General features: G+C 77.3%; 23 protein-coding genes, 2 tRNA genes and 1 pseudogene. 10 read left to right on the top strand and 16 right to left on the bottom strand.

Annotated elements, in window-relative coordinates; genetic code table 11:
- A pseudogene (locus LQU92_RS13805) lies at positions 1–161 on the bottom strand (polyphosphate kinase 2); the annotation flags it as partial.
- 232 nt (positions 162–393) lie between these two features.
- On the opposite strand from LQU92_RS13805, the gene LQU92_RS13800 reads away from it, so the two are divergent.
- Positions 394–1,425 carry a 6-phosphofructokinase gene (locus LQU92_RS13800; protein ID WP_230781320.1) on the top strand — a complete coding sequence of 344 codons (1,032 nt, stop codon included), beginning with the start codon at positions 394–396 and terminating at the stop codon, positions 1,423–1,425.
- Positions 1,426–1,585: 160 nt separating this feature from the next.
- On the opposite strand, the gene LQU92_RS13795 is transcribed toward LQU92_RS13800, so the two are convergent.
- The 3 genes from LQU92_RS13795 to LQU92_RS13785 form a co-directional block, all read right to left on the bottom strand.
- The gene (locus tag LQU92_RS13795) at positions 1,586–2,674 is read right to left on the bottom strand and encodes a folate-binding protein YgfZ (RefSeq protein WP_230781329.1); all 1,089 of its coding nucleotides are present in this window, start codon (positions 2,672–2,674) and stop codon (positions 1,586–1,588) included.
- Positions 2,675–2,679: 5 nt separating this feature from the next.
- Positions 2,680–3,279 carry an FABP family protein gene (locus tag LQU92_RS13790; RefSeq protein WP_230781319.1) on the bottom strand — a complete coding sequence of 200 codons (600 nt, stop codon included), beginning with the start codon at positions 3,277–3,279 and terminating at the stop codon, positions 2,680–2,682.
- Between the two features lie 116 nt (positions 3,280–3,395).
- On the bottom strand, positions 3,396–4,001 hold the full coding sequence (locus LQU92_RS13785; protein ID WP_058859394.1) for a hypothetical protein: 606 nt from the start codon (positions 3,999–4,001) through the stop codon (positions 3,396–3,398).
- Between the two features lie 179 nt (positions 4,002–4,180).
- On the opposite strand from LQU92_RS13785, the gene LQU92_RS13780 reads away from it, so the two are divergent.
- From LQU92_RS13780 to LQU92_RS13740, 9 genes are all read left to right on the top strand, one after another.
- Positions 4,181–4,867 carry a response regulator transcription factor gene (locus tag LQU92_RS13780; protein WP_101851897.1) on the top strand — a complete coding sequence of 229 codons (687 nt, stop codon included), beginning with the start codon at positions 4,181–4,183 and terminating at the stop codon, positions 4,865–4,867.
- A gap of 57 nt (positions 4,868–4,924) precedes the next feature.
- Positions 4,925–5,875 (top strand): mycothiol synthase, encoded by a 951-nt coding sequence (gene mshD, locus LQU92_RS13775; protein WP_230781318.1) that lies wholly within the window; start codon positions 4,925–4,927, stop codon positions 5,873–5,875.
- Between the two features lie 137 nt (positions 5,876–6,012).
- A complete protein-coding gene (locus LQU92_RS13770) occupies positions 6,013–8,148 on the top strand; it encodes an RNA degradosome polyphosphate kinase (RefSeq protein ID WP_230781328.1) in 2,136 nt (711 codons plus the stop codon).
- 217 nt (positions 8,149–8,365) lie between these two features.
- Positions 8,366–9,358 (top strand): NUDIX domain-containing protein, encoded by a 993-nt coding sequence (locus tag LQU92_RS13765; RefSeq protein ID WP_374229722.1) that lies wholly within the window; start codon positions 8,366–8,368, stop codon positions 9,356–9,358.
- Positions 9,359–9,389: 31 nt separating this feature from the next.
- Positions 9,390–10,229, top strand: a complete 840-nt coding sequence (locus LQU92_RS13760) for a thymidylate synthase (RefSeq protein ID WP_230781317.1) — start codon at positions 9,390–9,392, stop codon at positions 10,227–10,229.
- Positions 10,226–10,759, top strand: a complete 534-nt coding sequence (locus LQU92_RS13755) for a dihydrofolate reductase (RefSeq protein WP_230781316.1) — start codon at positions 10,226–10,228, stop codon at positions 10,757–10,759. Before LQU92_RS13760 ends, LQU92_RS13755 begins: the two co-directional genes overlap by 4 nt.
- A 144-nt stretch (positions 10,760–10,903) precedes the next feature.
- Positions 10,904–11,296 (top strand): GNAT family N-acetyltransferase, encoded by a 393-nt coding sequence (locus LQU92_RS13750; protein ID WP_058859398.1) that lies wholly within the window; start codon positions 10,904–10,906, stop codon positions 11,294–11,296.
- A 10-nt stretch (positions 11,297–11,306) separates the two neighbouring features.
- Entirely contained in the window at positions 11,307–12,455 is a 1,149-nt protein-coding gene (gene asd, locus LQU92_RS13745; protein WP_230781315.1) for an aspartate-semialdehyde dehydrogenase, read from the top strand.
- Positions 12,456–12,459: 4 nt separating this feature from the next.
- Entirely contained in the window at positions 12,460–12,849 is a 390-nt protein-coding gene (locus LQU92_RS13740; protein WP_180814655.1) for a GntR family transcriptional regulator, read from the top strand.
- 38 nt (positions 12,850–12,887) lie between these two features.
- Here LQU92_RS13740 and LQU92_RS13735 read toward each other — a convergent pair whose 3' ends face one another.
- From LQU92_RS13735 to LQU92_RS13680, 12 genes are all read right to left on the bottom strand, one after another.
- Positions 12,888–13,289, bottom strand: coding sequence for a PGPGW domain-containing protein (locus LQU92_RS13735; RefSeq protein ID WP_230781314.1), 402 nt, complete (start codon positions 13,287–13,289; stop codon positions 12,888–12,890).
- A gap of 13 nt (positions 13,290–13,302) precedes the next feature.
- Positions 13,303–14,418: a UDP-N-acetylmuramate dehydrogenase gene (locus LQU92_RS13730; protein WP_230781313.1), complete on the bottom strand. Its 1,116-nt coding sequence runs from the start codon at positions 14,416–14,418 to the stop codon at positions 13,303–13,305.
- Positions 14,419–14,480: 62 nt separating this feature from the next.
- Positions 14,481–14,957, bottom strand: a complete 477-nt coding sequence (locus LQU92_RS13725; protein WP_374229720.1) for a MaoC/PaaZ C-terminal domain-containing protein — start codon at positions 14,955–14,957, stop codon at positions 14,481–14,483.
- 2 nt (positions 14,958–14,959) lie between these two features.
- Positions 14,960–15,409, bottom strand: a complete 450-nt coding sequence (locus LQU92_RS13720) for a MaoC family dehydratase N-terminal domain-containing protein (protein ID WP_058859402.1) — start codon at positions 15,407–15,409, stop codon at positions 14,960–14,962.
- Between the two features lie 157 nt (positions 15,410–15,566).
- A tRNA-Met gene (locus LQU92_RS13715) sits at positions 15,567–15,640 on the bottom strand.
- Positions 15,641–15,701: 61 nt separating this feature from the next.
- A tRNA-Thr gene (locus LQU92_RS13710) sits at positions 15,702–15,773 on the bottom strand.
- Between the two features lie 173 nt (positions 15,774–15,946).
- Complete coding sequence (locus LQU92_RS13705) at positions 15,947–16,384, bottom strand: hypothetical protein (protein ID WP_230781311.1); 438 nt, start codon at positions 16,382–16,384, stop codon at positions 15,947–15,949.
- A gap of 54 nt (positions 16,385–16,438) precedes the next feature.
- Positions 16,439–19,123, bottom strand: a complete 2,685-nt coding sequence (locus tag LQU92_RS13700; RefSeq protein WP_230781310.1) for a hypothetical protein — start codon at positions 19,121–19,123, stop codon at positions 16,439–16,441.
- Positions 19,120–20,994 carry an ABC transporter ATP-binding protein gene (locus LQU92_RS13695; RefSeq protein ID WP_230781309.1) on the bottom strand — a complete coding sequence of 625 codons (1,875 nt, stop codon included), beginning with the start codon at positions 20,992–20,994 and terminating at the stop codon, positions 19,120–19,122. Before LQU92_RS13695 ends, LQU92_RS13700 begins: the two co-directional genes overlap by 4 nt.
- Complete coding sequence (locus LQU92_RS13690) at positions 20,991–22,247, bottom strand: glycosyltransferase family 4 protein (RefSeq protein WP_230781308.1); 1,257 nt, start codon at positions 22,245–22,247, stop codon at positions 20,991–20,993. Before LQU92_RS13690 ends, LQU92_RS13695 begins: the two co-directional genes overlap by 4 nt.
- Positions 22,247–23,527, bottom strand: coding sequence for a glycosyltransferase (locus tag LQU92_RS13685; RefSeq protein ID WP_230781307.1), 1,281 nt, complete (start codon positions 23,525–23,527; stop codon positions 22,247–22,249). The genes LQU92_RS13690 and LQU92_RS13685 overlap by 1 nt, the downstream gene beginning before the upstream one ends.
- On the bottom strand, positions 23,524–24,747 hold the full coding sequence (locus LQU92_RS13680; RefSeq protein WP_230781306.1) for a glycosyltransferase family protein: 1,224 nt from the start codon (positions 24,745–24,747) through the stop codon (positions 23,524–23,526). Before LQU92_RS13680 ends, LQU92_RS13685 begins: the two co-directional genes overlap by 4 nt.
- Positions 24,748–24,782: the final 35 nt, after the last annotated feature.

The following is a 24,782-nucleotide window of genomic DNA, read 5'->3' as shown; positions in this document are numbered from 1 at the left end:
CCGTAGGGATAGTCCTCCCGCCAGGTCTGAACCGCCGAGCCGCCCGGGTCGATCAGGTCGGGGTCGGGCGACTGCCCGTCGCGCACCGTGTAGCCCTGCCCGACGATCTTGTCGATGAACTCCCGCAGGTTCTCCCGTCCCGGGTCCGCGCCCTCGGCCATCCGCGTGCCTCCTCCCGGCCCGGTGCGGGCCACGTCGTCCCCGCAGTCTAGGCGCGCCCGCACCGGGCGCCCGTGGGACGGGGGCGACGGGGGCGACGGGGGCACCGGGGCCGGGCCGGGCCCGTTCACTAGACTGGGCGGACCGGGTGCGCCCGGTCCGCACGAGCCCGCCACCCGGCACCGCCCACGACCCGTGGTCCGGCGCCGGGCGACCCCGGAGGAGACTGCACGGATGAAGATCGGACTGATGACCAGCGGCGGCGACTGCCCCGGGCTGAACGCGGTGATCCGCGGCGCGGTGCTGCACGGCATCAAGACCTACGGCCACGAGTTCGTGGGCTTCCGCGACGGCTGGCGCGGGGTGCTCGAGGGCGACGTCGTGGACCTGCCCCGCACCCGGGTCCGCGGTCTCGCGCGCGAGGGCGGCACCATCCTGGGCACCTCCCGCACCAACCCCTACGACGGCCCCCACGGCGGACCCGAGAAGATCGCGGTGACGCTCGAGCGCCACCACGTCGACGCGGTCGTGGCCATCGGCGGCGAGGGCACCCTGGCCGGGGCCAAGCGCCTGGCCGAGGCCGGGCTGCCCGTGGTGGGCGTGCCCAAGACCATCGACAACGACCTGCAGGCCACCGACTACACCTTCGGCTTCGACACGGCCGTGCAGATCGCCACCGACGCCATGGACCGGCTGCGCACCACCGGGGAGTCCCACCACAGGGCCATGGTCGCCGAGGTGATGGGCCGCCACGTCGGGTGGATCGCGCTGCACTCCGGGATGTCCGCCGGTGCCCACGCCGTGCTGATCCCCGAGCAGCAGGTGCCGATGGAGCAGGTCGCCGAGTGGGTCACGGAGGTGCACGAGCGCGGCCGCTCGCCGCTGGTCGTCGTGGCCGAGGGCTTCATCCCGGAGGGCATCGACGAGGTCGTGGCCGGCAGGGGCACCGAGGCCTCCGGGCGGCCGCGCCTGGGCGGGGTCGGGGAGTACGTCACGGAGCGGCTCGAGGCGATGACCGGGATCGAGACCCGCAACACGATCCTGGGCCACATCCAGCGCGGCGGGGCGCCCACGGGCTTCGACCGGGTGCTGGCCACCCGCTTCGGGCTGTCGGTCGTCGACCTCGTCCACGAGAAGCAGTGGGGGAAGATGGTCGCGATCCGCGGCACCGACATGGTCCGGGTGCCCTTCGACGAGGCGCTCTCCGGGCTCAAGACCGTCCCCCAGCACCGCTGGGACGAGGCGAAGGTGCTCTTCGGCCGCTGAGCGCCCGGTCGCCCGCGCCCGGACGGCGTGACGACGGCGCCCCGGTGCCCTCGGGGGCCGGGGCGCCGTCGACCGGGCGGCGCGCTCCGGGAAGGCGCGGGACCCGCGGGGAGCAGGTGGTGCCGTCGGCGGCGGACGGCCCCGGGGGCGGTCGGTGCGCTCAGGCGCGGGGACCGCGCAGGAAGCCTCCCTGGCGGCGGCCGACGACCTGCCCGGCGTCCGGGGCGACGATCACCTGCTGGGCGGCGGCCCAGCGCTCGTCGCCGTCCACGACCTCGAGCACCGCGGCGGGGTCGGTCGTGCGCTTGAGCACGGCCAGGGCGATCGGGCCCTCCTCGTGGTGCAGCTGCGCGGAGGTGACCCGGCCGACGACCCGCTCCCCCGCGCGCACCTCGGCGCCGGCGGGGGGCAGCGTGTGCTCGGAGCCGTCCAGGTCCAGCAGCACGAGGCGGCGGGGCGGGTGGCCGAGGTTGTGCACCCGGGCGATCGTCTCCTGGCCCTTGTAGCAGCCCTTCGCCAGGTGCACCGCCGTGCGCAGCAGGTCCAGCTCGTGCGGGATCGTGCGCTCGTCCGTCTCGGCGCCCCAGCGCGGGCGCCACGCGGCGATGCGCAGCGCCTCCGCGGCCCACACCCCGGCCAGCGGCAGGTCGCGGGTGCGGACCTCCAGCTCGGCGCGCGGGACCAGGTGCTCCCACCAGGTGCGCCGCTCCCCCGGGTGCGGGCCCTCGGGGTGGGCGTAGCTCCACCCCCCGGGAGCGATCCCGGGCCAGGGGTCGCGCCACGACGGGCCGTCGGCGCCGGGCACGGGCCCGGTCGCGCCGAGCACGGCCCAGTCCGCGGTCCGGTCGGCGACCTCGACGCGCAGGGCGAAGCGCATGGACTCCAGCCACTCGGCGAGCGGGGCGGTCTCCCCGGCCTCCGTGACCAGCCACGTGGTCGCGCCGTCGTCGACGACGTGGGGGGCCGTCTCGATCCGGCCCTGCACGGAGAGGAAGAGCGTCTCGGCGCCCTGCCCGGGTGCGAGCCCGGTGAGCACCTGGGAGGAGAGGGTCGTCAGCCAGCTGAGCCGGTCCGGACCGGTGACCGTGACCACGCCCTTGTGGGAGAGGTCCACGACGGTGCCGGGGGTGCGCTCGAGGGCGCGCTGCTCGCGCAGGGGGTCGCCGTAGTGGGCGGCGACGCCGCGGTCGGCGCCGGCGGCCTCGACGGCCCCGGGCCGGGCCAGCAGCGGGGAGCGGTAGCCGGTCACGGCACTCACCCGACCTTCCGCAGCTGGGCCGAGGCGTGGGTCGCCAGCGGGTCCCCCAGGGCGGCCATGTCCCAGGCCCAGAACAGGTCCCCGTGCACGAGCCCGTACATCCGGGTGGCGGCCGAGTACTCCTTGGCCCCCCGGGCGCGGACCACGGCGTCGGTGGCCAGGTCGATGCGCGGGCCCTTGATCTGACCGACGTAGAGCTCCGCCATCCCGCCGGGGTGGGTGAGGGTCACGAGCACGTCGAAGCCGCCGTCGGCGTTGCGCAGCCGCTCGACGTCCTCGGCGTCGCGCAGCACCGGCACGACGTCCGGCGGCAGCATCCCGGGGCCGACGTCACCGTCCTCGAGCGGGCGGTCGAGCTGCCAGAACCCCTGCTCCGCGGTGGCCGGGCGCAGCGGCTGCCCCTCCTCGTCGAGGAGCGTGGTCTCCGCCCGGTACTGCAGGAAGGGCAGGCCGTTCTGCTCGAAGCTCACGCGCTGCCGGAAGGGACGCTGCTCGACGTCCCCGTAGCCGAGGAACCCCTCGCCCTCCCACGTGCCCAGCAGCCAGGCGAACGGGACGAGCTCGGGAGTCAGATCCGAGGGGATCTCGATGGGCACGGAACTAGTGCTGGCCCTTGAACAGGCCCATGATCACCTTGAGGGAGATCCCGGCGATGAACAGTCCGGCGATGCCCAGGAGGGCGAGGTAGAAGATCTCGAGTGCAAGCATGGGCCTAAGCTACCACGGCGCCCAGCACGCGGGCCGTGAAGACGGCGCCCACGCCCAGGAAGGCCACGGGGGTCACGCCGAGGGCCACGACGCCCCGCCGCGGCGAGGTCCGGGGGGCCGCGGCGATCACCCGGGCGCCCACGAGCGCCACGAGCCCGGCGAGCACCGCGCCGACGCCGACGAGCAGGCCCGGGTCGGCCCCGGCGGCCCGGTAGTCGGCGGCGAGGGCGATCCAGCCGGAGGAGCTGACGGCGGCCAGCACCCCGGCCGTGGAGGCGATCGCCGACTCCAGCCGCTGGGCGGCGCCCTCCCCGCGCACGAGCTCGGCCAGGAAGACGGTCATGAGCGCGACCCCCACGACCGCGGGCAGCCACACGAGCTGCTGGCCGGGCAGCACCTGCACCAGGGCCGCCGCCACGACGCCGGCGGCGCTCATGACGACGTTGTGCCGGTGCCGGGCGGGGATCCCGGTGGCGGCGGGCCAGCCGAAGCCGATCACCACGGACATCGCCACGGCCAGCAGCAGCGGCACGGGCGGACCGGCCGCCACCGCGCCGAGCGCCGCGAGCAGGGTGAGGACGCTGCAGGCGGCGATCATCGCGTATCTCATGCGCACCTCGTGGACGGTCGGTCCGGGCCCGGTCGGGCAGCCGGCGGGCCCGGGCCGGCGGCCCGGGCACCTGCCACGATAGCGGCTGGCCCGCACCCGGGCCCGCCGCGCGCCGGGACCGGCGGACGGGCCGACCTATACTGACAGCTCACTGCGTCCGGCGAAGGGAAGAGACCCGCGTGTTCCAGATCCTGCTGCTGACCGACGCGGACGGACCCTCGGCCTCGGTGCTGCCGGCGCTGGACCTGCTCAACCACCGGGTGGCGGCGCTGCCCACGCGCGCCGTCTCGGGCGGGCTCGACGGCCACGAGCCCGACGTGGTGCTGCTGGACGGGCGCAGCGACCTGATCACCGCCCGCAACCTCGCCCAGCTGCTCACCGCGAAGGGGCTCGAGGCACCGCTGCTGATGGTCCTCACCGAGGGCGGGATGGCGGCCGTGGCCGCGAACTGGATGGTCGACGACGTCGTGCTCGAGACCGCCGGCCCCGCCGAGGTCGAGGCCCGGCTGCGCCTGGCCTCCGCCCGCGGCGCCGTGCCGGAGACCGAGGACGGGACGCTCATCCGGGCCGGGGCCGTGACCATCGACGACGCCGCCTACTCCGCCCACGTCAACGGCCAGCCGCTGAACCTGACGTACAAGGAGTTCGAGCTGCTCAAGTACCTGGCCCAGCACGCCGGGCGCGTGTTCACCCGGGCCCAGCTGCTGAGCGAGGTCTGGGGCTACGACTACTACGGCGGCACGCGTACGGTGGACGTGCACGTGCGGCGGCTGCGGGCCAAGCTCGGCGCCGACCACGAGAACCTGATCACGACCGTGCGCAACGTGGGCTACAGCTTCTCCACGGCCCGCGGCCGCACCCCCTGAGCGGGGCCGCACCCCGCGCGACCCGCCCGACCCGTTCAGCCCGCAGGAGGCCCTCCCGTGCCGCAGCCCGCGCCGCACCGACTCGATCGCCCCGCCGTCCCGCCCGCCGCGGAGCTCGCCGCCCTCGCGGCCCGGGCCGCGGCCGCCGACGGCGACCCGCCGTTCTCCGACCAGACCCTCGTGGAGCTGCGCTCGGGCGGTCCGGGCCGGGTCCGCACCGTCCTGGGCCGGGATGCCGGCGGCGAGCTCGCCGGCGCCGCCGTGGCCGTGCAGGACGCCGGGGTCCCCGTCGTCGAGCTGGTCGTGGACCCCGCCCACCGCGGGCACGGGCTGGGCGGGGCGCTCGCGGCCGCGCTCGCCGCGGAGCTCACCGGTTCCGTCCGCGCCTGGGCCCACGGCGGGCACCCCGGCGCCGCGGTGCTGGCCGCCCGCCACGGGCTGCGGCCCGTGCGCGACCTGCACCGGCTGCTGCGCCCGCTGCGCGGCGCCGCGGACCTGCCGCTGCCCGACGCCCTGCCGGCCGGCTTCCGGCTGCGCGCGTTCGAGCCGGGCCGGGACGAGCAGGAGTGGCTGCGGGTCAACGCCGCGGCCTTCGCCGACCACCCGGAGCAGGGCCGGATGAGTCTCGAGGACCTGCGCGAGCGCGAGGCCGAGGCCTGGTTCGACCCCGCGGGGTTCCTCCTGGCCGTGCCCGAGGACGACCCGGGGACCGTCGCGGGCTTCCACTGGACCAAGACCCATCCCGGCGAGGACGGACGCCCGCCGCTGGGCGAGGTCTACGCGGTGGGCATCGCCCCCGAGCACCAGGGGGCGGGACTGGGCCGGGCGCTCACCGCCGCCGGCGTCAACCACCTGGCCCGCAGCGGGCCCGCCGAGGTCATGCTCTACGTGGACGGGGACAACACCGCGGCGATGCGCCTGTACGAGGCGCTGGGCTTCCGCCCCTGGCACCTCGACGTGATGTACGCCGGGGAGCTGCCGGCCCGCGGGACCGGGGAGGACGCGTGAGCGCCCCGCGGCAGGACGACGGGGACGCCCTGGGGGCCGCCGAGCCCGGCGCGCGGGCCGGGGACGGCACGGACCCCGCGGCCGGCGGGACCGGCGCCGCCCCCGGGCACCCGCGGGGCCACGGCGACCGGGACCGGATCGACGACCCCCTGCCCGCGGTCCCGCAGGTGCTCGACGGCCACCACGGGCCCGAGCGCTTCCTCGACCGGGAGGCCAGCTGGATCGCGTTCAACACCCGGGTCCTCGAGCTCGCGGAGGACCCCGAGCTGCACCTGCTGGAGCGGGTGCAGTTCCTGTCCATCGTGGCCTCGAACCTCGACGAGTTCTTCATGGTCCGCGTCGCGGGCCTCAAGCGGCGCATCGCCACCGGCATCGCCCGGCCCGCGGCCTCGGGGCTGTCCCCCGCCGCGCAGATGGAGGAGATCGCGGCCCGCGCCCACGAGCTCATGGCCCGCCACGCCCGCGCCTTCCACGAGCTCGTCCGGCCCGAGCTCGCCCGCGAGGACATCCACCTCGTGGGCTGGGCGGACCTCGACGAGGACGCCCGGCAGCGGCTCTCCCAGGACTTCCGGCAGCGGGTCTTCCCGATCCTCACGCCGCTGGCGGTCGACCCGGCCCACCCGTTCCCCTACATCTCCGGGCTCAGCCTCAACCTCGCCGTGCTCGTGCGCAACCCCGTGTCCGGCAAGCGGCTCTTCGCCCGCCTGAAGGTCCCCGACCAGCTGCCCCGCCTGCTGTCCGCGGACGGGCCCCGGGCCGGCTCCCGGCCGGGGCGGCAGGTGCGGTTCATCCCGCTCGAGGACGTGATCGCCGAGCACCTCGACGAGCTGTTCCCCGGCATGGAGGTCGAGGAGCACCACGCCTTCCGCGTCACCCGCAACGAGGACCTCGAGGTCGAGGAGGACGACGCCGAGAACCTGCTGCAGGCCCTCGAGAAGGAGCTGCTGCGCCGCCGCTTCGGCCCGGCCGTGCGCCTGGAGGTCACCGACCGGATCGGGGCGGAGGTCCTGGACCTGCTCGTCTCCGAGCTGGGCATCGACGAGACCGAGATCTACCGGCTGCCCGCGCCCCTGGACCTGCGTGGGCTCGGGGTGATCGCCGGCATCGACCGCCCGGAGCTGCACTACCCCCGGCACGTGGCCCACACCTCCCGCTACCTCAACGCGGCCGAGACGGCCAAGGCCGCCGACGTCTTCGCCGCGACCCGGGCCCAGGACGTGCTGCTGCACCACCCCTACGACTCCTTCGCCACGAGCGTGCAGGCGTTCCTCGAGCAGGCCGCCGCCGACCCGCGGGTGCAGGCGATCAAGCAGACGCTCTACCGCACCTCCGGGGACTCCCCGATCGTCGACGCCCTGATCGACGCCGCCGAGGCCGGCAAGCAGGTCCTCGCGCTGGTGGAGATCAAGGCCCGCTTCGACGAGCAGGCCAACATCTCCTGGGCCCGCAAGCTCGAGCAGGCCGGGGTGCACGTGGTCTACGGGATCGTGGGGCTGAAGACCCACTGCAAGCTCTCCCTGGTGGTGCGCCAGGAGGAGCACGGGCTGCGCCGCTACGTGCACATCGGCACGGGCAACTACCACCCCTCCACCGCCCGCTACTACGAGGACCTCGGGCTGCTGACCTGCGACCCGGAGGTCGGGGAGGACGTCTCGAGGCTGTTCAACCAGCTCTCCGGCTACGCGCCCAAGACCGAGTTCCGCCGCCTGCTCGTGGCCCCGCGCTCGGTGCGCTCGGGGCTGATCGACCTCGTGGAGGCCGAGATCGCCCACCACCGGGCGGGACGGCCGGCGCGGATCCGGGTCAAGTGCAACTCGATGGTCGACGAGGCCGTCATCGACGCCCTCTACCGGGCCTCCCAGGCCGGGGTGCCGGTCGACGTGGTCGTGCGCGGGATCTGCGCGCTGCGCCCCGGGGTGCCGGGGCTGTCGGAGACGGTGCGGGTGCGCTCGGTGCTGGGCCGGTTCCTGGAGCACTCCCGCGTCTACGCGTTCTGCAACGGCGGGGACCCGCTGGTCTACATCGGCTCGGCGGACATGATGCACCGCAACCTGGACCGCCGCGTCGAGACGCTCGTGCGGATCACCGCCCCCCACCAGGCCCGCGCCCTGGTGCGGCTGCTGGAGCGCTACGCCGCGGACACCACGAGCAGCTGGCACCTGGACGCGGACGGCACCTGGACCCGCCACCACCGCGACGAGCACGGCCGCCCGCTGGAGGACGTCCAGGAGTGGCTGCTGCGCAGCCGGGTCTCCGGGCTGCGGACGCTGTGACCGGGCCCTCGGGCGCGGGCCGGGCGGCGGCGCGGCCGGTACCATCGGACAGGCGCCGCCGGACGGCCCGGTTCCCGGGTCCCCGCCGGGGCGACGGCCACGGACCGGGACGACCCCCGGCCCGCCAGCACGGACAGGGGACGGGAGAGCGACCATGCCCAGGACCGCCGGGACACGCGCGACGACGACCGCGGAGCGCGGCACCGGGAGCCGCACGGTGAGCATCCCGTCGCGCAGCTCGTCGCGCACGGCCTACCGCAGCTCCGAGCCGGGCCCCGACGGGCCCCCGGCCGACGTCCTGGCGGCGGGCTGCCTGTGCTGGCGCCGCGCCGGCGAGGGCCTGGAGGTCCTCCTCGTCCACCGGCCCCGCTACGACGACTGGTCCTTCCCCAAGGGCAAGCAGGACGACGGCGAGACGCTGCCCGAGACCGCCTGCCGCGAGGTGCGCGAGGAGGTCGGGCTGCTCCCGCGCCTCGGGGTCCCCCTGCCGGCGATCCGCTACCCCGTGGGCGACTCCGTCAAGGACGTCCTGTACTGGGCCGCGGAGTTCGGCCCCGGCGCCCGGCCGGCCCCGGACGGCAAGGAGGTCGACGAGACCCGCTGGGTCGACCCGGACACGGCCCGGGGGATGCTCGGCAACCGCTCCGACGTGGCGCCCCTGGACCGTCTCGTGGCCCTGCACGAGGCCGGCGACCTCGCCACCCGCCCCGCGATCGTGGTGCGCCACGCCAAGGCCAAGCCGCGCTCGTCCTGGTCCCGCGCCGAGGGCGACCGCCCGCTCGCGGCGACCGGCAAGCGCCAGGCCCTGGCCGTGACCCGCCTGCTCCAGGCCTGGTCCCCGGAGCGGGTCCTCACCTCCCCGTGGCTGCGCTGCCTCTCCACCGTGGTGCCCTACGCCCGCAAGGCCGGGGTCAAGGTCCGCGAGCGCCCGCAGCTGACCGAGGCCTCCCACCGGCGCCACCCCCGCAAGGCCGCCGCCGTGGTGCAGACGGTCCTGGACAAGGACGCGCCCGTGGCCCTGTGCACGCACCGGCCCGTGCTGCCCACCGCCCTCGGGGTCCTCGCCCGGCAGATGGACCCGCGGCTCGCGGCGCAGCTGCCGCAGAAGGACCCGTGGCTCTCCCCCGGGGAGCTGCTCGTGCTGCAGGTCTCGCGCCGGCACCGCCGCCGGGTCGTGTCCGTGGAGCTCGTGAAGCCCTTCGACGACTGATGCCCCTCTTCCGATCCCAGGAGCCGCCCGCATGACCGCCCCCGCCTCCCCCGGGCCCGTGCCCACGCCCTACGAGGACCTCCTGCGCGAGGTGCTCGAGCAGGGGGTGCACAAGGCCGACCGCACCGGCACCGGCACGCGCAGCCTCTTCGGCCGCCAGATCCGCTTCGACCTCGCGGAGTCCTTCCCGCTGCTGACCACCAAGCGGGTGCACTTCCGCTCGGTGGCCCTCGAGCTGCTGTGGTTCCTGCGGGGCGAGTCCAACGTGCGCTGGCTGCAGGAGCGCGGGGTGAGCATCTGGGACGAGTGGGCGGACGAGGACGGCGAGCTCGGCCCGGTCTACGGCGTCCAGTGGCGGTCCTGGCCCCTCCCGGGCGGCGGGTCGATCGACCAGATCGCGAAGGTCGTGGAGCAGATCCGCACGAACCCCGACTCGCGCCGCCACGTCGTGACGGCGTGGAACCCCGCCGAGGTCGACGAGATGGCGCTGCCGCCGTGCCACGCGCTGTTCCAGTTCTACGTCGAGCCCCGCCCGGAGGGACCGGCACGGCTGTCCTGCCAGCTCTACCAGCGCTCGGCGGACATGTTCCTGGGGGTGCCGTTCAACATCGCCTCCTACGCGCTGCTCACCGTGCTGGTCGCCCAGCAGACGGACCTGGTGCCCGGGGAGTTCGTGTGGACCGGCGGGGACTGCCACGTCTACGACAACCACGTCGAGCAGGTCCGCGAGCAGCTCTCCCGCGAGCCCTACCCGTACCCGCGGCTGCGCCTGGCCCGCCGCCCGGCGACGGTCTTCGACTACGCCTACGAGGACTTCGAGCTCCTCGGCTACCGCCACCACCCCGCGATCCCGGCCCCGGTGGCGGTGTGAGCGGCGGGCGCGGCCCCGTGGTCGGGGCGATCTGGGCGCAGACCCCCGGCGGGGTGATCGGCCGCGACGGCGGGATGCCCTGGTCCGTGCCGGAGGACCTCGCGTTCTTCCGCCGCACGACCACCGGTCACCCGGTCGTGATGGGCCGGCGCACGTGGGAGTCCTTCCCCGAGCGCTTCCGCCCCCTGCCGGACCGGACGAACATCGTGGTCACCTCCGCCCCGGAGCGGGTCGCCGGGGAGGGCGTGCTGACCGCCGGGTCGTGGGCCGGGGCCGTGGAGCGGGCGCTCGCGGCCCCGGGGGCGGAGCGGATCTGGGTCATCGGCGGGGCCGTGCTTTTCGCCGAGGCCCTCGCGGACGGGGCCCACCCGGTGACCGAGGCGCTCGTGACGACGATCGGCCTCGACGTCGAGGGCGACACCTTCGCCCCCGTGCTCGACGACGCCGTCTGGGACACCGAGCCGGTCGTGGCGCCCTCGCTCTCCCGCGGCGGACCCACCTGGCGCGTGGACCGGCGCACCCGGCGCTGAGCCGGGCCGGCAGCCCGCCGTCGTCCCCCGGGTCCTCCCCGTCCCTGCCCCGGGAGGGGCGGTCCGCCGCGGGGCGCGCCGCCGTTCCCCCGGCGGCGGAGCTCGGGTAGCGTGATGATCCCCACAGCGACCAGGAGGCCGACCGTGACCGACCAGCACCCCGCGCCGAGGATCCACGAGGACCCGAGCCTGCGCGTCGTCCGCAACGACGACCGCGAGCGCTTCGAGCTGTGGCGGGACGAGCAGTTCATCGGCTTCGAGGCCTTCGAGGAGCACGAGGACGGGACCGTGGAGCTGCGCACCACGATCGTGGGCGAGCAGTTCGGCCGCCAGGGCTACGCCCGCACGCTCGTGACGATGCTGCTCGAGGACGCCCGGGCGCAGGGCCGGCGCGTGTGCGCCACCTGCCCCTACGTGCAGGAGTACCTGCACCGCTTCCCCCAGTACCAGGACCTGCTGGCGCCGTCGTGCGAGCTGCCGCCCGCCCCGGCCGTGCGCGAGAAGCGGCGGCGGTGGTCCCTCCCCCGCGCCCACTAGACTGGGGGCCATGACTTTTCGCTCGGGTGACCAGGTAGGGTTCGTCGGCTGGCGCGGCATGGTGGGCTCCGTGCTCGTGCAGCGCATGCAGGAGGAGGGGGACTTCGCGGGCATCGACCCGGTGTTCTTCTCCACCTCCAGCGCCGGGCGCACCGCACCGGACCCGGCCGGGACGGGCGATCCCGGCGTGCTGCAGGACGCCTACGACCTCGAGGCGCTCTCCCGGCTGCCCGTGGTCGTGACCGCCCAGGGCGGGGACTACACCAAGGACGTGCACGCGAAGCTGCGCGCCTCGGGCTGGGACGGGCTGTGGATCGACGCCGCCTCGACCCTGCGGATGTCCGAGGACGCGATCATCGTCCTGGACCCGGTCAACCGCGACGTCATCGACCGCGGCCTCGAGCGCGGGGTGAAGGACTTCGTGGGCGGCAACTGCACCGTCTCCTGCCTGCTCATGGGCCTGGGCGGGCTGTTCCGCAACGACCTCGTGGAGTGGGCGACCTCCATGACCTACCAGGCGGCCTCCGGCGGCGGGGCCCGGCACATGCGCGAGGTGCTCCAGCAGTTCGGGGACCTGCACGGGGCCGTCGCGGGCGAGCTCGCCGACCCGGCCTCGGCGATCCTCGAGATCGACCGCAAGGTCCTGGCCGCCCAGCGCGGTGACGCCCTGGACACCACCATGTTCGGCGCACCCCTCTCCGGGTCCCTCATCCCCTGGATCGACGCCGACCTCGGCAACGGCCAGTCGCGCGAGGAGTGGAAGGCCGCCGCCGAGACCAACAAGATCCTCGGGCGCACCGACCGGTACGCCCAGGACTGGGTGCCCATGGACGGGCTGTGCGTGCGGATCGCCACGATGCGCTCCCACTCCCAGGCGCTGACGATCAAGCTGCGCGAGGACCTGCCGGTCGAGGAGGTCGAGCGGATCATCGACGCCGACAACGAGTGGGCCACGGTCGTGCCGAACACCAAGGAGGACACGGTCCGGGAGCTGACCCCCGTGGCGACCTCCGGGACCCTCACCATCCCGGTGGGGCGGATCCGCAAGCTCTCCGTGGGGCCGGGCCACATCAGCGCCTTCACGATCGGCGACCAGCTGCTGTGGGGCGCGGCCGAGCCGCTGCGCCGGATGCTGCGCATCGCGACCGGGACCCTCTGAGCCCGTGACCGCCGACGCGGAGGGCGTCCCGCCCGGTCTCTCGGTCGACCCCGCGGACCCGGCCCCGCCCTCCGAGCAGCTGCGCCGGGCGGTGCTGCGCGGCCGGGAGGACGGCACCCTGCCGGCCGGCACGCGCCTGCCGCCGGTGCGCCGGCTCGCCGAGGTGCTGGGCCTGGCCGCCAACACGGTCGCCAAGGCCTACCGCGAGCTGGAGGCCGCCGGCGCGATCGAGACCCGCGGGCGCCGGGGCAGCTTCGTGCGCGCCGGGGAGCCGGCCGAGGAGCGCGCGGCCCGGGCGGCCCGCCGGTACGCCGAGGAGGTCCGGGCGCTGGGGCTGGCCCCGGACCGGGCCCTCGCCCTGGTCGCCGCCCAGCTGGGGCGACCGGGCGCCTGACCCGGGCGGACCGGCCCGCGCGGCCGTCCCGCCCCGCCTCAGGGGCCGGGGACCCGCAGGTGCCGCGGCCCGGGCACGACGGGGCGGGGGGCGGCGCGCAGCGCCCGGCGGTGCCGGCGGGCGGCGTTCCACGCCTGCCAGCGCCGCCACACCGTGAGCACCTGCCGCTTGGCCCACAGGTTCAGCCGGTGCGCCCAGTGGAACTCCGTCCCCCACACGCCCAGGCCCAGGAAGATCGCGACCCACCCCGGGCCGGGGGTGACGAGCATGATCAGCCCGGCCAGCACGAAGATCCCGCCGAGCACGGTGACGAGGGTCCTGTACGCGGCGAACAGCGCCGGGTGCCCGCGCGACCAGGTGCGCAGCCGGCCCAGGGCCTGGCGCACCCGGCCCTGGGAGCTCTCGCCCTGGGCGATCTCCTCCTCGATGCCGCCGCTCACGGGGACCGCCGCCTCAGACCGCCGTGCCCACGAGCACCGGCTCGGCCACGAGGTCCACGCCGTAGACGGAGGCGACGCCGTCGCGCACGGTGCGGGCCAGGGCCATGAGGTCCGCCGCGGAGGCCCCGCCCCGGTTGGTCAGGGCCAGCGTGTGCTTGGTGGACAGGGCCGCCCGCCCCCCGGCGACGTCGGCCCCGTCCAGGCCCAGCCGCTCGTTGCGGGTGCCCGGCAGCCCGAAGCCCCTGCCGAAGCCCGCGTGGTCGATCAGCCACGCCGCCGAGAGCTTGACGCGGTCCTCGACCGGCCGTCCCTGCGCGTCCACGACCGGGAACCGGGGTGCGTCCTGCGGGACCCGGTCGCCGAGGGCGCCGACGGCCAGGACCGGGTTGGTGAAGAAGGAGCCGGTGCTGTAGGTGTCCCGGTCGGCGGGGTCCAGCACCATGCCCTTGCCGGCGCGCAGGGCCAGCACGGTCTCGCGCACCTGCCGCAGCGGGGCCCGCTCCCCCACGGCCACGCCGAGACGGCGGGCCAGCTCCGCGTAGCGCACGGGCGCGCTCTCGGCGCCGCGGCCGAGGCGGAAGCGCACCGCGAGGACCACGTGGCGCGGGGAGCCGTCGACGGTGGTCCGCTTGAGCAGGGAGTCGCGGTAGGAGAAGGCGAGCTCGCCGGGACCGAGCTCGCGCACCCGCCGGTCCTGCCGGTCCCAGACCCGCACGAGCTCGATGGTCTGGGCGACCTCCTGGCCGTAGGCCCCCACGTTCTGGACGGGGGTCGCCCCGGTCGTGCCGGGGATGCCGGAGAGCGCCTCGACGCCCACGAGCCCGTCCCGGACCGCGCGGGCCACGAGCTCGTCCCAGGAGTGGCCGGCCTGCACCTCGAGCAGCACGGAGTCCGCGTCCTCGGCGAGGACCTCGACCCCCCGGGAGACGACGTGCACGACCGTGCCGGCGAACCCGGCGTCGGCCGCGATGAGGTTCGAGCCGCCGCCCACGAGCAGCACCGCCCGTCCGGCGTCGTCGGCCGCGGCGACGGCGTCGACGAGGCCCTGCTCGTCCTCGGCGCGCACGTAGTCCTGGGCGGGCCCGCCCACGGCGGCCGTGGTGAGCTCTGCGATGCGGGGGGCTGTCATGGGCGCCAGTCTAGCGAGCACCGTGCCCCGGGCGTGCCCGGGGCGCGGGCACGCCCGGGGGGTCAGGGCAGGCGGACGACGGCCTGGGCCTTGACCAGGACCTTCAGCGCGGGCGCGGTCCCCGGCTCGGCGTCCTCGGCGGAGAGGTCGGGGGCGGTGACGGCCAGGTCGACGCGCGCGGTGCGGGCCTCGGCGTCGAGCGCCCCGATGGTGCCGGTGACGGTGAGGGCCGTGGAGGGCTCGACCTCGGTGCCGAAGCGGTTGGGCACGACGACGGGCTTGGTGAAGCGCGTCTGGTAGTCGACGACGGCTCCGGGGTCGCCGGCCCAGTCGACGACGAGCTGGACCGCTGCGCCCATGGTGAGCATGCCGTGGGCGATGACGTCGGGCAGGTCGACCGAGCGGGCGAACGCCTCGTTCCAGTGGATGGGGTTCAGGTCGCCGGAGGCCCCGGCGTAGCGCACCAGGTCGGCGCGGGAGAGCTCGATCCGGCGCGTGCCGATCTCCTGCCCCTTGGCGAGGTCCTCGAGTGCGGGCACGGTCACTGCTCCTCTCCGCGCACCAGCAGGGACGAGACGGTCGTGGCGACCCGCTCCCCCGCGGTGGTGCTGATCTCGGTGCGGGACGTCACCATCGCCCCGGCGCCCATCGCGCGCACCTGGTCCACGTGGACCTCGGCGACGAGCTCGTCGCCGGCGACGACGGGGCGGTGGTGGGTGAAGCGCTGGTCGGCGTGGACCACGCGCGAGAAGTCGATGCCGGCCTCGGGGTCGGCGACCAGGGCGGCGTCGGCCCGCTGGGCGACGACGATGGCGAAGGTCGGCGGGGCGACGAGGTCGGCGTGCCCGAGCGCGCGGGCGGCGCCGACGTCGTGGTGGGCCGGGTGGTCGGCGCGCACGGCGCGGGCGAACTCGCGGATCGCCTCCCGTCCCACGCTGTAGGGCTCGGCCGGCGGGTAGCTCCGTCCGACCAGATCGGGGTTCACGGGCATGGCAGCTCCTCACCGGCGGGACCGCCCGCCGGACGGCGGGCGCCCGCCCAGTCTACGGCCGTGCCGCGGGGACGCCGGGAGCGGTGCAGGGGTCCGGCGCAGATCCGGCCCGGAACGGGAACAGGCCCGCGACCGGTGGGTCGCGGGCCTGTGGCCGTAGCGGTGGACGGGCTCGATCCGTCGACCTCACGATTATGAGTCGTGCGCTCTAACCAGCTGAGCTACACCGCCAGGGATGACGAGAACCCGCGGTTCCCGGCCGCAGGGCCGGGCCGCGGGACCTCATCAGGAGAGCCCCGACCGGGAATCGATCCCGGGACCTCCATCTTACCAAGATGGCGCTCTACCACTGAGCTATCGGGGCAACGACGAAGACTCTACCAGCACGTTTCGGCAAATGAGAAATCGGTGCCGGCCCGCGCCCCGTCCGCCTCCGGGAGCCCTCCGTGCGCCCTTCCGGGAGGTCCCGGCGCCGCCTGCCCGCGGCGCCGGGACGTGGCCGGCACCGCGGGCACGGCGGCGGGCGCGGGGCCGGGCTCAGTCGTCCCGGTCGTCGTCCGCGTCGTCGTCCATGTCGTCGTCCGCGTCGTCGTCCGCGTCGTCGTCGCCGGCGGGCGGCGCGGGCTGGACGGGGACCGGCACCTGCTCGGGTGCCGGGGCGGGAGGGAGGGCCGGCGGCGCCACGGCGGAGTCGTCGGGGGCGCCCTCGGCCGACGGGGCGGGCCCTCCGGTGTCCTGCGCCGGTGCACCGGCGTCCTCCGGACCGGCCGGGGGCGTGGCCGCGCCGGCCTCCGGGTCCGCGGTGCGGACCGTGCCGGGCCCCGGGGTGCCGGAGGTGCCGGGCCCCGGGGTGCCGGTCACGGACACCCCGTCGCGCACGACCTCGACGCGGCCGGGCTCCCGGGCGGCGGCCCACAGCAGCACCGCGAGCACCGAGACGAGCAGCAGGCCGAGCACCGACCACAGGATCTTCATGGCACCCATCGTCGCCCACGGGCTTGAGACCGGCATGAGAACATGAGAACCCTCTCAGCGGTCCCCGGGCCGGACCGGGTCGAGGGGACCGTCCGCGAGCGCGGCGTCGAGCAGCTGCTGGGCCAGGGGGCGCCAGCGCGGCCGGAACGCGTAGACGCAGGCCAGGCGCAGGCGGGTCGCATCCGCGTGGACGGCCAGCCGCGCCGGGGCCACCGCCAGCTCGTCCGCGACGGCGGCCACGGCCGCCCGGCCCGCCGCGCGCCGCTCCGGGCCGAGCAGCCCCTGGGCGTGGCGCAGGTCCAGGTGCACGGCCAGGTTGGCGAGGTCCAGGGCCGGCTCCCCCACCGCGGCGGTGTCGAGGTCCAGGGCCCCGATCCGCTCGCCGTCGAAGAGCAGCTGCTGGTCGTGCAGGTCCCGGTGCAGGACGGCACGGTCCCGCCGGGGCGCGGGCAGGCCGGTCAGCCGCTGCCCGAGCCGGACGGCCAGGGCGCTCACTGCCCCGGGCGGGGCCTCGAGGAGCCCGGGGAACGCGTCCAGGTGCGCGGCCCAGCGCGCCAGCGTGCGCGCCTCGTCCTCGGCGGTGTGCTCGGGCAGCAGACCCGGTGCCGGAAGGGCGCGCGCGAGCCGCGGCCACGCCGCGGCCCAGGCCGCCCAGGCGGCGTCCACCGCGCCGCGGGGCCCCTCCGCGCCCAGGGCGTGCAGGCTGCGGCCGGGCAGCACGGCGAGCTCCAGGGCGTGCTCCCCGGCGCGCAGCACGCGGGGCACGGCCAGCCCGGCCGCCGCGCCGAGGACGCGCACCCGTTCGGAGAGCTCGGCCGCCCGCGGCGCCCTGCCGCGGGCGAGGAGCTTGACGTAGCGCTCCGGGGCCGCGACCACGGCGCGGCGGCCCAGCCGGTGGACGACGAGCTCGCCCGTGCGCGCCGCGGCGGGCAGCCCCGGCAGCCGGGGGTCCCGGGCGAACGGGCTCAGGCGCACGAGCCGGCCCGCGGGCCCGGGCACGGACTCCCCCGCCCGGATGCGGCCGAGGGGGTCCTCGAGCTCGAGCACGAGCCGGCCGCCGTCGGCCGGCCAGGCCCGGCGCACCCGGGCCCGGCCGCCCTCGGGGACCTCGACGACCGCGGGCACGGGGTGCGGCAGTGCCTCCGCGGCCCCCGCCGGGGAGGACCCGGACCCGGGTCCTGGCCCGGGTCCTCCCACGGTCCCGGGCCAGGACCCGGCCTCCCCCCGTGCGGCCGCGGCGCCGGCGGCGGGACCGCCGGCGCCGGCCGGAGCGCTCGCGGTGGCGGCGCCCCGGCGGACCGCGGTGGCCGGGGCGCTCCCGGTGGCCCTCACGCCCGCCGGCACGCCCCCGGGGCCCGGCGCCCGGGCCCCGCCGTCCGCTGCGCCGGTGGCCGCCGGGGCCCTGGCGGGAGCGGCGACCAGAGCCGCGGCGAGGGCGATCCGGCCGGCGGTGGCGGCCCGCCAGCCGGGGTGCGTCGCGCGGAAGGGCTCGGCGGCGCGGGCCAGGACGTGGTGCGCCGTCCACGCCCGCAGGAGCTCCGGGCCGGGCGGGCGGGCCCCGTGCGGAGCGGCCTCGGCCGCCCACCCCTCCAGCAGGGCCGCGACGAGCGGGTCCGCGAGCGGATCGGCGGGCGGGTCCGCCCGCGCCGCCGGGGCGGGGCCCCCGGCGGTGGCGTCGGGGACCGGGCCCTCGAGGGCCTCGAGGGCCCGCACGGCCGCGAAGCAGCCGAGGTCGTCGGCGGCCTCCCCCGTGCGCACCCGGTCCAGGTCGGTCAGCCGCAGCGGTGCGGCCGCCCCCAGGGGGCCGCGCACGAGCACCTGGTCCGCGGAGAAGTCCCCGTGCAGCAGCCGCTGCGCTCCGGTCCCGTGCGCGTCGAGCACGGCCAGGACGTCCTCGGCTGCCGCGGCGAAGGCGGCGGCCAGGGTCGGGTCGAGGGCTGAGAGGTCGGCGGCGAGCGCCCGCAGGCGGGGCCGCGGATCGACCGGGGCCCCGCGCGGGGCGGTCCCGGCGGCTCCGGGGCCGAGCAGGTGCAGGCGGGCGAGCGCGGCGCCGGCCGCACCGGCCGTGCCGGGTGCGCCCGGGTCCCCGCCGGTCCGGGCGCCGAGGTCGCCGTCCCCGTACCAGGGGTAGTGCAGCACGTGCGCGGAGCCCGGACCGGCGAGCGGACGGGGCGGGTCCGCGGGGGCGAGCACGGGGATCCCGGCGGCGGCCAGGCGCGCCAGCAGGCGGGGGTCCACCGGGGACGGGCGGGCGGTGACCTTCGTGACGAGGGCGCCGCCGGGTCCCTCCCGGCGCAGCACGGCGCGGCGGCGGGGGTTGTAGCGCAGCAGGGTGCCCGGCTCCCCGCGCCCGAGGCCCCGGGCGAGCCGCGGGTCGAGCCGGGCGAGGTGGACCGCGAGCTCGGGGTCGGCCCCGGCGCGGCCCAGGGCCACCCGGTGCCCGGCGGCGCCGGGGGCCTCCCGGACCAGCACGGCGCCGTCGTCGTCGAGGGCGCGCCGGCCGCGGCCGGCGAACTTCTCGAGCAGGGCCCCCGAGGCGGTCGTCGCGGCCCAGTGCACGGCCCCCGTGCGGGGGCAGCGCACGCGCACCACCGCCGAGACCCCGGGCTTGTAGCGCAGGGCGCCCGTGACCGGCGGCGCCCCGAGCACGTCGGCGAACAGCTCCCCGAGGCGGGCCGGGTCGAGCAGGACCGCGAGCCCGGGCAGGGAGGCGGCGGTGGCGGGCAGCCCGGCGCTCACCGGAGGACCTCCGGCCGCTCGTGGGCGCCGGGACCGGGCGCGGCCGTCCCCTCGTCCCGCCGGGCCCGCTGCTGCTCGACCCAGGCGGCGAAGGGACCGTCGGGGTCGGCGAGCAGCTCCGCGGGGGTGCCGTCGAGCAGAACCCGCCCGTCCTGCAGCCACAGCACCCGGTCGGCGGACAGGGCCAGGGCGGCGTCGTGGGTCACGGCCAGGGAGGTCCGCCCGTGCACGAGCCGGCGCAGCGCGGCGACGACCTCGCGGGCCGCCTCGGGGTCCAGCCCGGTGGTCGCCTCGTCGAGCACGACCACGGGGGCGTCGCGCAGCAGGGCTCGGGCGATGGCCAGGCGCTGGCGCTGCCCGCCCGAGACGGTCGAGCCCCGCTCCCCGACCGGGGTGTCGTAGCCCCGGGGGAACGCGGTGACGAACCCGTGGGCCTGCGCGGCCCGGGCGGCCTGCTCGACCTCGGCGTCCGTGGCGCCGGGGCGGCCGAGACGGATGTTCTCGCGCACGGTGCCGTGGAAGAGCACGGAGTCCTGCAGCAGCAGGGCCACGCTCCCGCGCACGGTGGCCAGGCTCAGCAGGCGCAGGTCGTGGCCGTCGAGGGACACGGACCCCGCCACGGGGTCCATGCTGCGCACCAGCAGGGCGGCGAGCGTGGACTTCCCGGACCCGGAGGGCCCGACGACGGCGACGTGCTGACCGGCCGGGACGCGCAGGTCGATCCCGCGCAGCACGGTGGGCGCGCCGGCGGCGGGGTCCCCGTGGGCGGCCTCGACGCCGGCGAGGACGAGCTCCCCGCGGACCTCCTCGAGGGTGCGCGCGCCGGGGAGCTCGCGGACGTCGGGGACCTCGTCCACCAGCTCGGCGACGCGCTCCCCGGAGGCGGCGGCGCGGGCGATCCGCCCGGTGTACTTGGCCAGGTCCCGCAGGGGCTTCATGCAGGTCTTCAGGTAGGTGGTGAACAGCACGAGGTCGCCCAGGGTCATCGCCCCCTCCAGCACCCGCAGCCCGCCGCCGACCACGACGGCCGCGGTGGCCACGCCCACGATCACGTCCGTGGAGCGCTCGAGGCCCGCGGCCAGGCGCCGGGAGCGCACGCCCTCGGTGAGGGCCTGGTCGTTGGCGGCGCGGAACGTGCGGGCCGTGGCCTCCTCGAGCCCGTAGGCCTGCACGGTGCGGATCGCGCCGAGGGCCTCGTGGGCGGTGTTCGCGAGCGCCGCCTCCCCCTGGCGGGTGCGGCGGGAGGCCTGGGTGATCCGGGCGGCGGAGCCGCGCCCGACGGCCAGGAACGCCAGCAGGGCCAGGACGACGACGGCGGCCAGCAGCGGGTCCAGCACGACCATGACCGTGCACATGGCCACGAGGGTGACGACGTTGGCCAGCAGCGGCAGCCCCGCGCCGACGGCGACCTCCTGCAGCCGGCCGATGTCGGAGACGAGGCGCTGGACGGTGTCCCCGGTGCGGGCCACCGCGTGGTAGCGGGCCGACAGGGCCTGGACGTGGTCGAAGACCCGGGCGCGCAGCACGGTGGTGACGCGGGAGCCCACGAGGGCGAAGGCGACCGTGGCGAGGAAGCTGCACAGGGCCCGGAAGCCCGTGATCGCCACGGTGGCCAGCCCGGCCGCGAGCAGCAGCTCCCACGAGGCCTCGGGGATCCACCCGTCGACGTTCTGCGCGCCGAGGGAGCGGGAGACCGCGTCCACGACGACCTTCAGCGGCCAGGGCTCGAGCACCCGGAACGCGACCTCCGCCAGGAGCACGAGCACCCCGCCGGCCACGAGCAGGCGGTGTTCGCGCACGTGCGGGCCGATCAGGGCGAGGGTGCGCCGCACCGCGCGCGGGTCGACCCGTGCCCGGTCCCCGCGGCTCACGCCGGCACCGCCCCGGCGCGCCCCGTCCCGGGCCGCCGCCCCGCGGCGGGCGGCGGCCCGGTCCGGCCGCCGGGGTGCTCGAGGGCGGTGCCGGCGAGGACCCGGTCCAGCACCGCGTCCCAGGAGTGCCGGTCCACGGCCTCGCGGCGGGCGGCCCGGCCCATCCGCCGGCGCCGTGCCGGGTCGGCGACCAGGGCGTCCACGGCGCGGGCGAGGGCGGCGGGGTCGGAGCCGGGCACGAGCAGGCCGGTGACCCCGTCCTCGACGACCGAGGGGATCTGCCCCACCGCGGAGGCGACCACCGGCAGCGCCGCGGCGGCGTACTCGTAGAGCTTCAGCGGGGAGAAGTACTGCTCCTCCGCCGCCAGGGTCGCCGGGTAGGGGGCGGCGGCGACCGCGCAGTCGTGCAGCAGATCCGGCACGGCCGCGGGGGCCACGGCGCCGGTGAACTCGACGGCGACGCCCAGCGCGGCCGCGAGCCGCTCGAGCGCGGCCCGCTGCGGGCCGTCGCCGACGATCCGCAGCCGCCACTCCCGCGCGGCCGCCGCCCGGGCGCGCACGAGGTGCTCCACGCCGTGCCAGGGCTTGAGCGTGCCCACGAAGACGACGACGGGCGGGGCCGGGTCCGGGCCCTCGGCCGCGGCGTCGGCGCAGGGCCCGACCCGGCGGGGGTCGACCCCGTTGGGGGCGACCACGATCCGGCCGGCCGGGGCGCCGGTGCGCTGCCGGACCCACCGGGCGACCGGGGCGGAGACGCACGCGGTGCGCTCGGCGGCGGCGACCTGGGCGGCCAGGGCGGCGCCGGCCGCGGCCCCGTCCACGAGGTCGCGGTGGGTGCGCTGCTCGTCGATGAGCGGGGCGTTGACCTCGAGCACGCCGGGGACCCCGAGGCGGGCCGTGACCTCGGCGAGGGCGGTGGAGAACAGGGAGTAGCGCTCGTGGACGGCGTCGGCGCCGTCGGCCGCCGCGCGCTCGGCCAGCAGCCGGGCGGCCCGGGCCTGGGCGCGCTCCCGGGCCGCCACCCGGGCAGTGCGGTCCGCGTCCCCGGTCGCGGGCGGGGCGGGCACGGGGACGTGGACGACGGGGACGTCGCGCAGGTCGGCGGGCACGTCCTCGCCGAGGCGCGTCGCGTAGAGGCGGACCTCGGCGCCGCGGGCCCGCCAGGCCCGCAGCATCTCCTGGACGTGCACGGAGGCACCCTTGGTCCCGAACACGGGCACGCCGGGATCGGCGCAGAGATAGGCCAGACGCATCAGCGCAGTGCTCCTTCGGGGGCGGGGGCCGCGGGGGCCGGGTCGGTCGGACGGGCGGGGGGCGCGGGCGGCAGCAGCGCCCGCAGCACCGCTGCCTGCCGGGCGCCGTCGTGCTCGCGCTCGACGAGGGCGCGGGCGGCGCGGGCCGTGCCGACCCGGTCGAAGCCGGGGTCCGCGGCGTGGGCGAGCGCCCGGGCCAGGGCCGCGACGTCGCCGGCGGGCACGAGCAGCCCGGTGCGCGGGGGCCCCTCCCGCACGGCCTCGGGGATGCCGGTGACGTCGGTGGCGACCACGGGCACGCCCATGGCCATCGCCTCGAGCAGGACGGTGGGCAGCCCGTCGGCGTTGCCGTCGGGGCCCACGACGCAGGGGGCGGCGAAGACGTCGGCGGTGCGCAGCAGGGCGGCGACCTCGGCCTGGGTGCGGGGGCCGAGCAGCTCGACGGCGTCCTCGAGGCCCAGCCGTGCCGCGAGCGCCCCCAGCGGCTCGGCGAGCTCACCGCCGCCGGCGATGCTCAGGCGCAGGGACCGGCCCTCGGCGCGCAGGCGGGCGGCGGCGTGCAGGAGCCGGTCGAAGCCCTTCTTCGGCACGAGCCGGCCCACGGCGGCCACGTGCAGCCGCTCCCCCGGCGGGCGCGGGTCCCGGTAGGGGAAGCGCTCGAGCTCGAGGCCGTTGCGGACCAGCCGCAGCGTCGCGGCGTGCTCGGGGAACCGGCCGGCCAGGTGGCGGCGGTTGTGCTCGGAGATCGCCACCACGGTCCGGGCCCGGGCGAGGGTGCGCCGGAGGCGGTCCGGGTCCACGGACTCGTGGAAGATGTCCTTGGCGTGGGTCGTGACGGTGAAGGGCACACCGGTGAGCCGGGAGGCGATCTCGGCGACGCGGGCGGCGAGGGACGCGAAGTGGGCGTGCAGGTGCGTGATGCCGTGCTCCACGACGGCCGTGGCGAGGGCCACCCCCTGGTGGACCTCGGAGGCCTCGGTGCGGGCGAGCTCCGGCAGCAGCGCGGCCAGCCGCCCGGCGAAGCCGGGGACGACCTCCGCGGCGCGGGCGAGTACCGCCCAGCCCTCCGCGGCCCGCTCGGGCCGGCCGACGTGGGTCACCGGCGCCTGGACGCGGGCCAGTTCGGGGTGGAAGCGCGGGTCGGTGCTGTGGCGCAGGGAGAAGATCTCCAGCTGCTCGCCCTGGGCCTCGCGGGCGAGGATCTCGGAGACCACGAAGGTCTCGGAGAAGCGCGGGTAGACCTTCAGGACGTAGCCGACGCGGTGTCCGGGGGCGCTCACCGGGCACCTCCCGCGTACGAGGGGGCGGGGGCCTCCGGCGCCGCGGGCGGGCCGGCGGGGCCGCGGGCCGCGAGCAGCCCGGCGGCGAGCACGGGCACCGTGCGCAGCCCGTCGAGGGCGAGGTGGTGGCGGGTCCGCACGGTCCCGACGGCGCGGTGCAGCCACGCCTCGACCGCCCCGGTGGTGAGCGCGCCGGGGCTCAGCACGTCCACGGCCCCGCGGGCCTGCAGCGCCCGGGCGCGGATCAGCTGCTCGCGGCGGGGCCGCTCGCGCGGGACCACGAGGGCGGGGGTGGTGGTGGCGAGGATCTCGGCGACCGAGTTGTAGCCGCCCATCGAGACCACCGCCGCGGCCTCGCGGACCTCGGCCAGGGCGTCGGGCACGCTGGGCAGCACGGTGGTGCCGGGCCGGGCGGCCGCGCGCACCCGGGCGAGGTCCGCCGCCGGCATCTGGGGCCCGGCGACGACGACGTGCCCGTGGCCGTGGGGCACCCGGGCCCGGGCCGCGGCGAGGGTCAGGGCGGCGCCGTCGGAGCCGCCCCCGGCCATGGACAGGACGTAGGGCCGGCCCGTGCCGCTCGTGCGGGGCCCGGCCTCCCGCCCGGTCGCGAGGTAGCCGGTGTGCCGCACCAGGTCGGCGAGCCGGGCGGGGACCTCACCGGTGGCGACGGGGTCGTGCACCGCGGGGTCGCCGTAGACCCAGACCTGGTCGTAGACGCGGCGCACGAGCCCGAGGTCCCCGAGGGCGGCCCACTCGCGGGCGGCGGCGGCGGGCTCGTCGAGCACCTCCCGCAGGCCGAGGACGACCGCCGTGCCCGGGTGCGCGGCGCGCAGGCGCAGCAGCGGCCCGAGCAGCTCCCGGTCCACGCCCCAGGCGTGGCGGTCGACGACGACGAGGTGGGGCCGGAAGCCGGTGAGGGCGGCGTCGAGCAGGCCCGAGCGCAGCGCGGTGAGCCGGTCCATCCCGACGGCGAGGCCCCGGGGGGCGTAGCCGCCGCCGGTCTTGCGGATGCCCGGCAGCACCACCCGGTCGAAGCCCTCCGGCAGTCCGGGGACGGCGGTGGCGTCGACCCCGGTGAGCAGCATCCCGGTGACCCGGCGACCGGTCGTGGCGGGCAGGGTGCGGGCCAGGGCCCGGGCCAGCGCCAGGTTCCGGCGGATGTGGCCGAGGCCCTGGGAGTCGTGCGAGTACAGCACCACCCGCAGTTCGGTCTCGCGCATCGTGTCCTCCTCGGCGGGGCGCCGGCGTCTCCGGC

This window comes from Kocuria sp. LUK (assembly GCF_021012935.1).
GTDB classification, from domain to species: domain Bacteria; phylum Actinomycetota; class Actinomycetes; order Actinomycetales; family Micrococcaceae; genus Kocuria; species Kocuria flava.
Note: the sequence above shows the minus strand (reverse complement) of the source record. Positions and strands in the feature narration are given on the sequence as shown.

Coding starts and splice junctions, on each gene's coding strand:
- LQU92_RS13800 (WP_230781320.1), top strand. CDS start 394: ATGAAGATCGGACTGATGACCAGCGGCGGCGACTGCCCCGGGCTGAAC.
- LQU92_RS13760 (WP_230781317.1), top strand. CDS start 9,390: ATGACCGCCCCCGCCTCCCCCGGGCCCGTGCCCACGCCCTACGAGGAC.
- LQU92_RS13720 (WP_058859402.1), bottom strand. CDS start 15,409: ATGCCCGTGAACCCCGATCTGGTCGGACGGAGCTACCCGCCGGCCGAG.
- LQU92_RS13705 (WP_230781311.1), bottom strand. CDS start 16,384: ATGAAGATCCTGTGGTCGGTGCTCGGCCTGCTGCTCGTCTCGGTGCTC.
- LQU92_RS13680 (WP_230781306.1), bottom strand. CDS start 24,747: ATGCGCGAGACCGAACTGCGGGTGGTGCTGTACTCGCACGACTCCCAG.
- LQU92_RS13690 (WP_230781308.1), bottom strand. CDS start 22,247: ATGCGTCTGGCCTATCTCTGCGCCGATCCCGGCGTGCCCGTGTTCGGG.
- LQU92_RS13730 (WP_230781313.1), bottom strand. CDS start 14,418: ATGACAGCCCCCCGCATCGCAGAGCTCACCACGGCCGCCGTGGGCGGG.
- LQU92_RS13785 (WP_058859394.1), bottom strand. CDS start 4,001: ATGAGATACGCGATGATCGCCGCCTGCAGCGTCCTCACCCTGCTCGCG.
- asd (WP_230781315.1), top strand. CDS start 11,307: ATGACTTTTCGCTCGGGTGACCAGGTAGGGTTCGTCGGCTGGCGCGGC.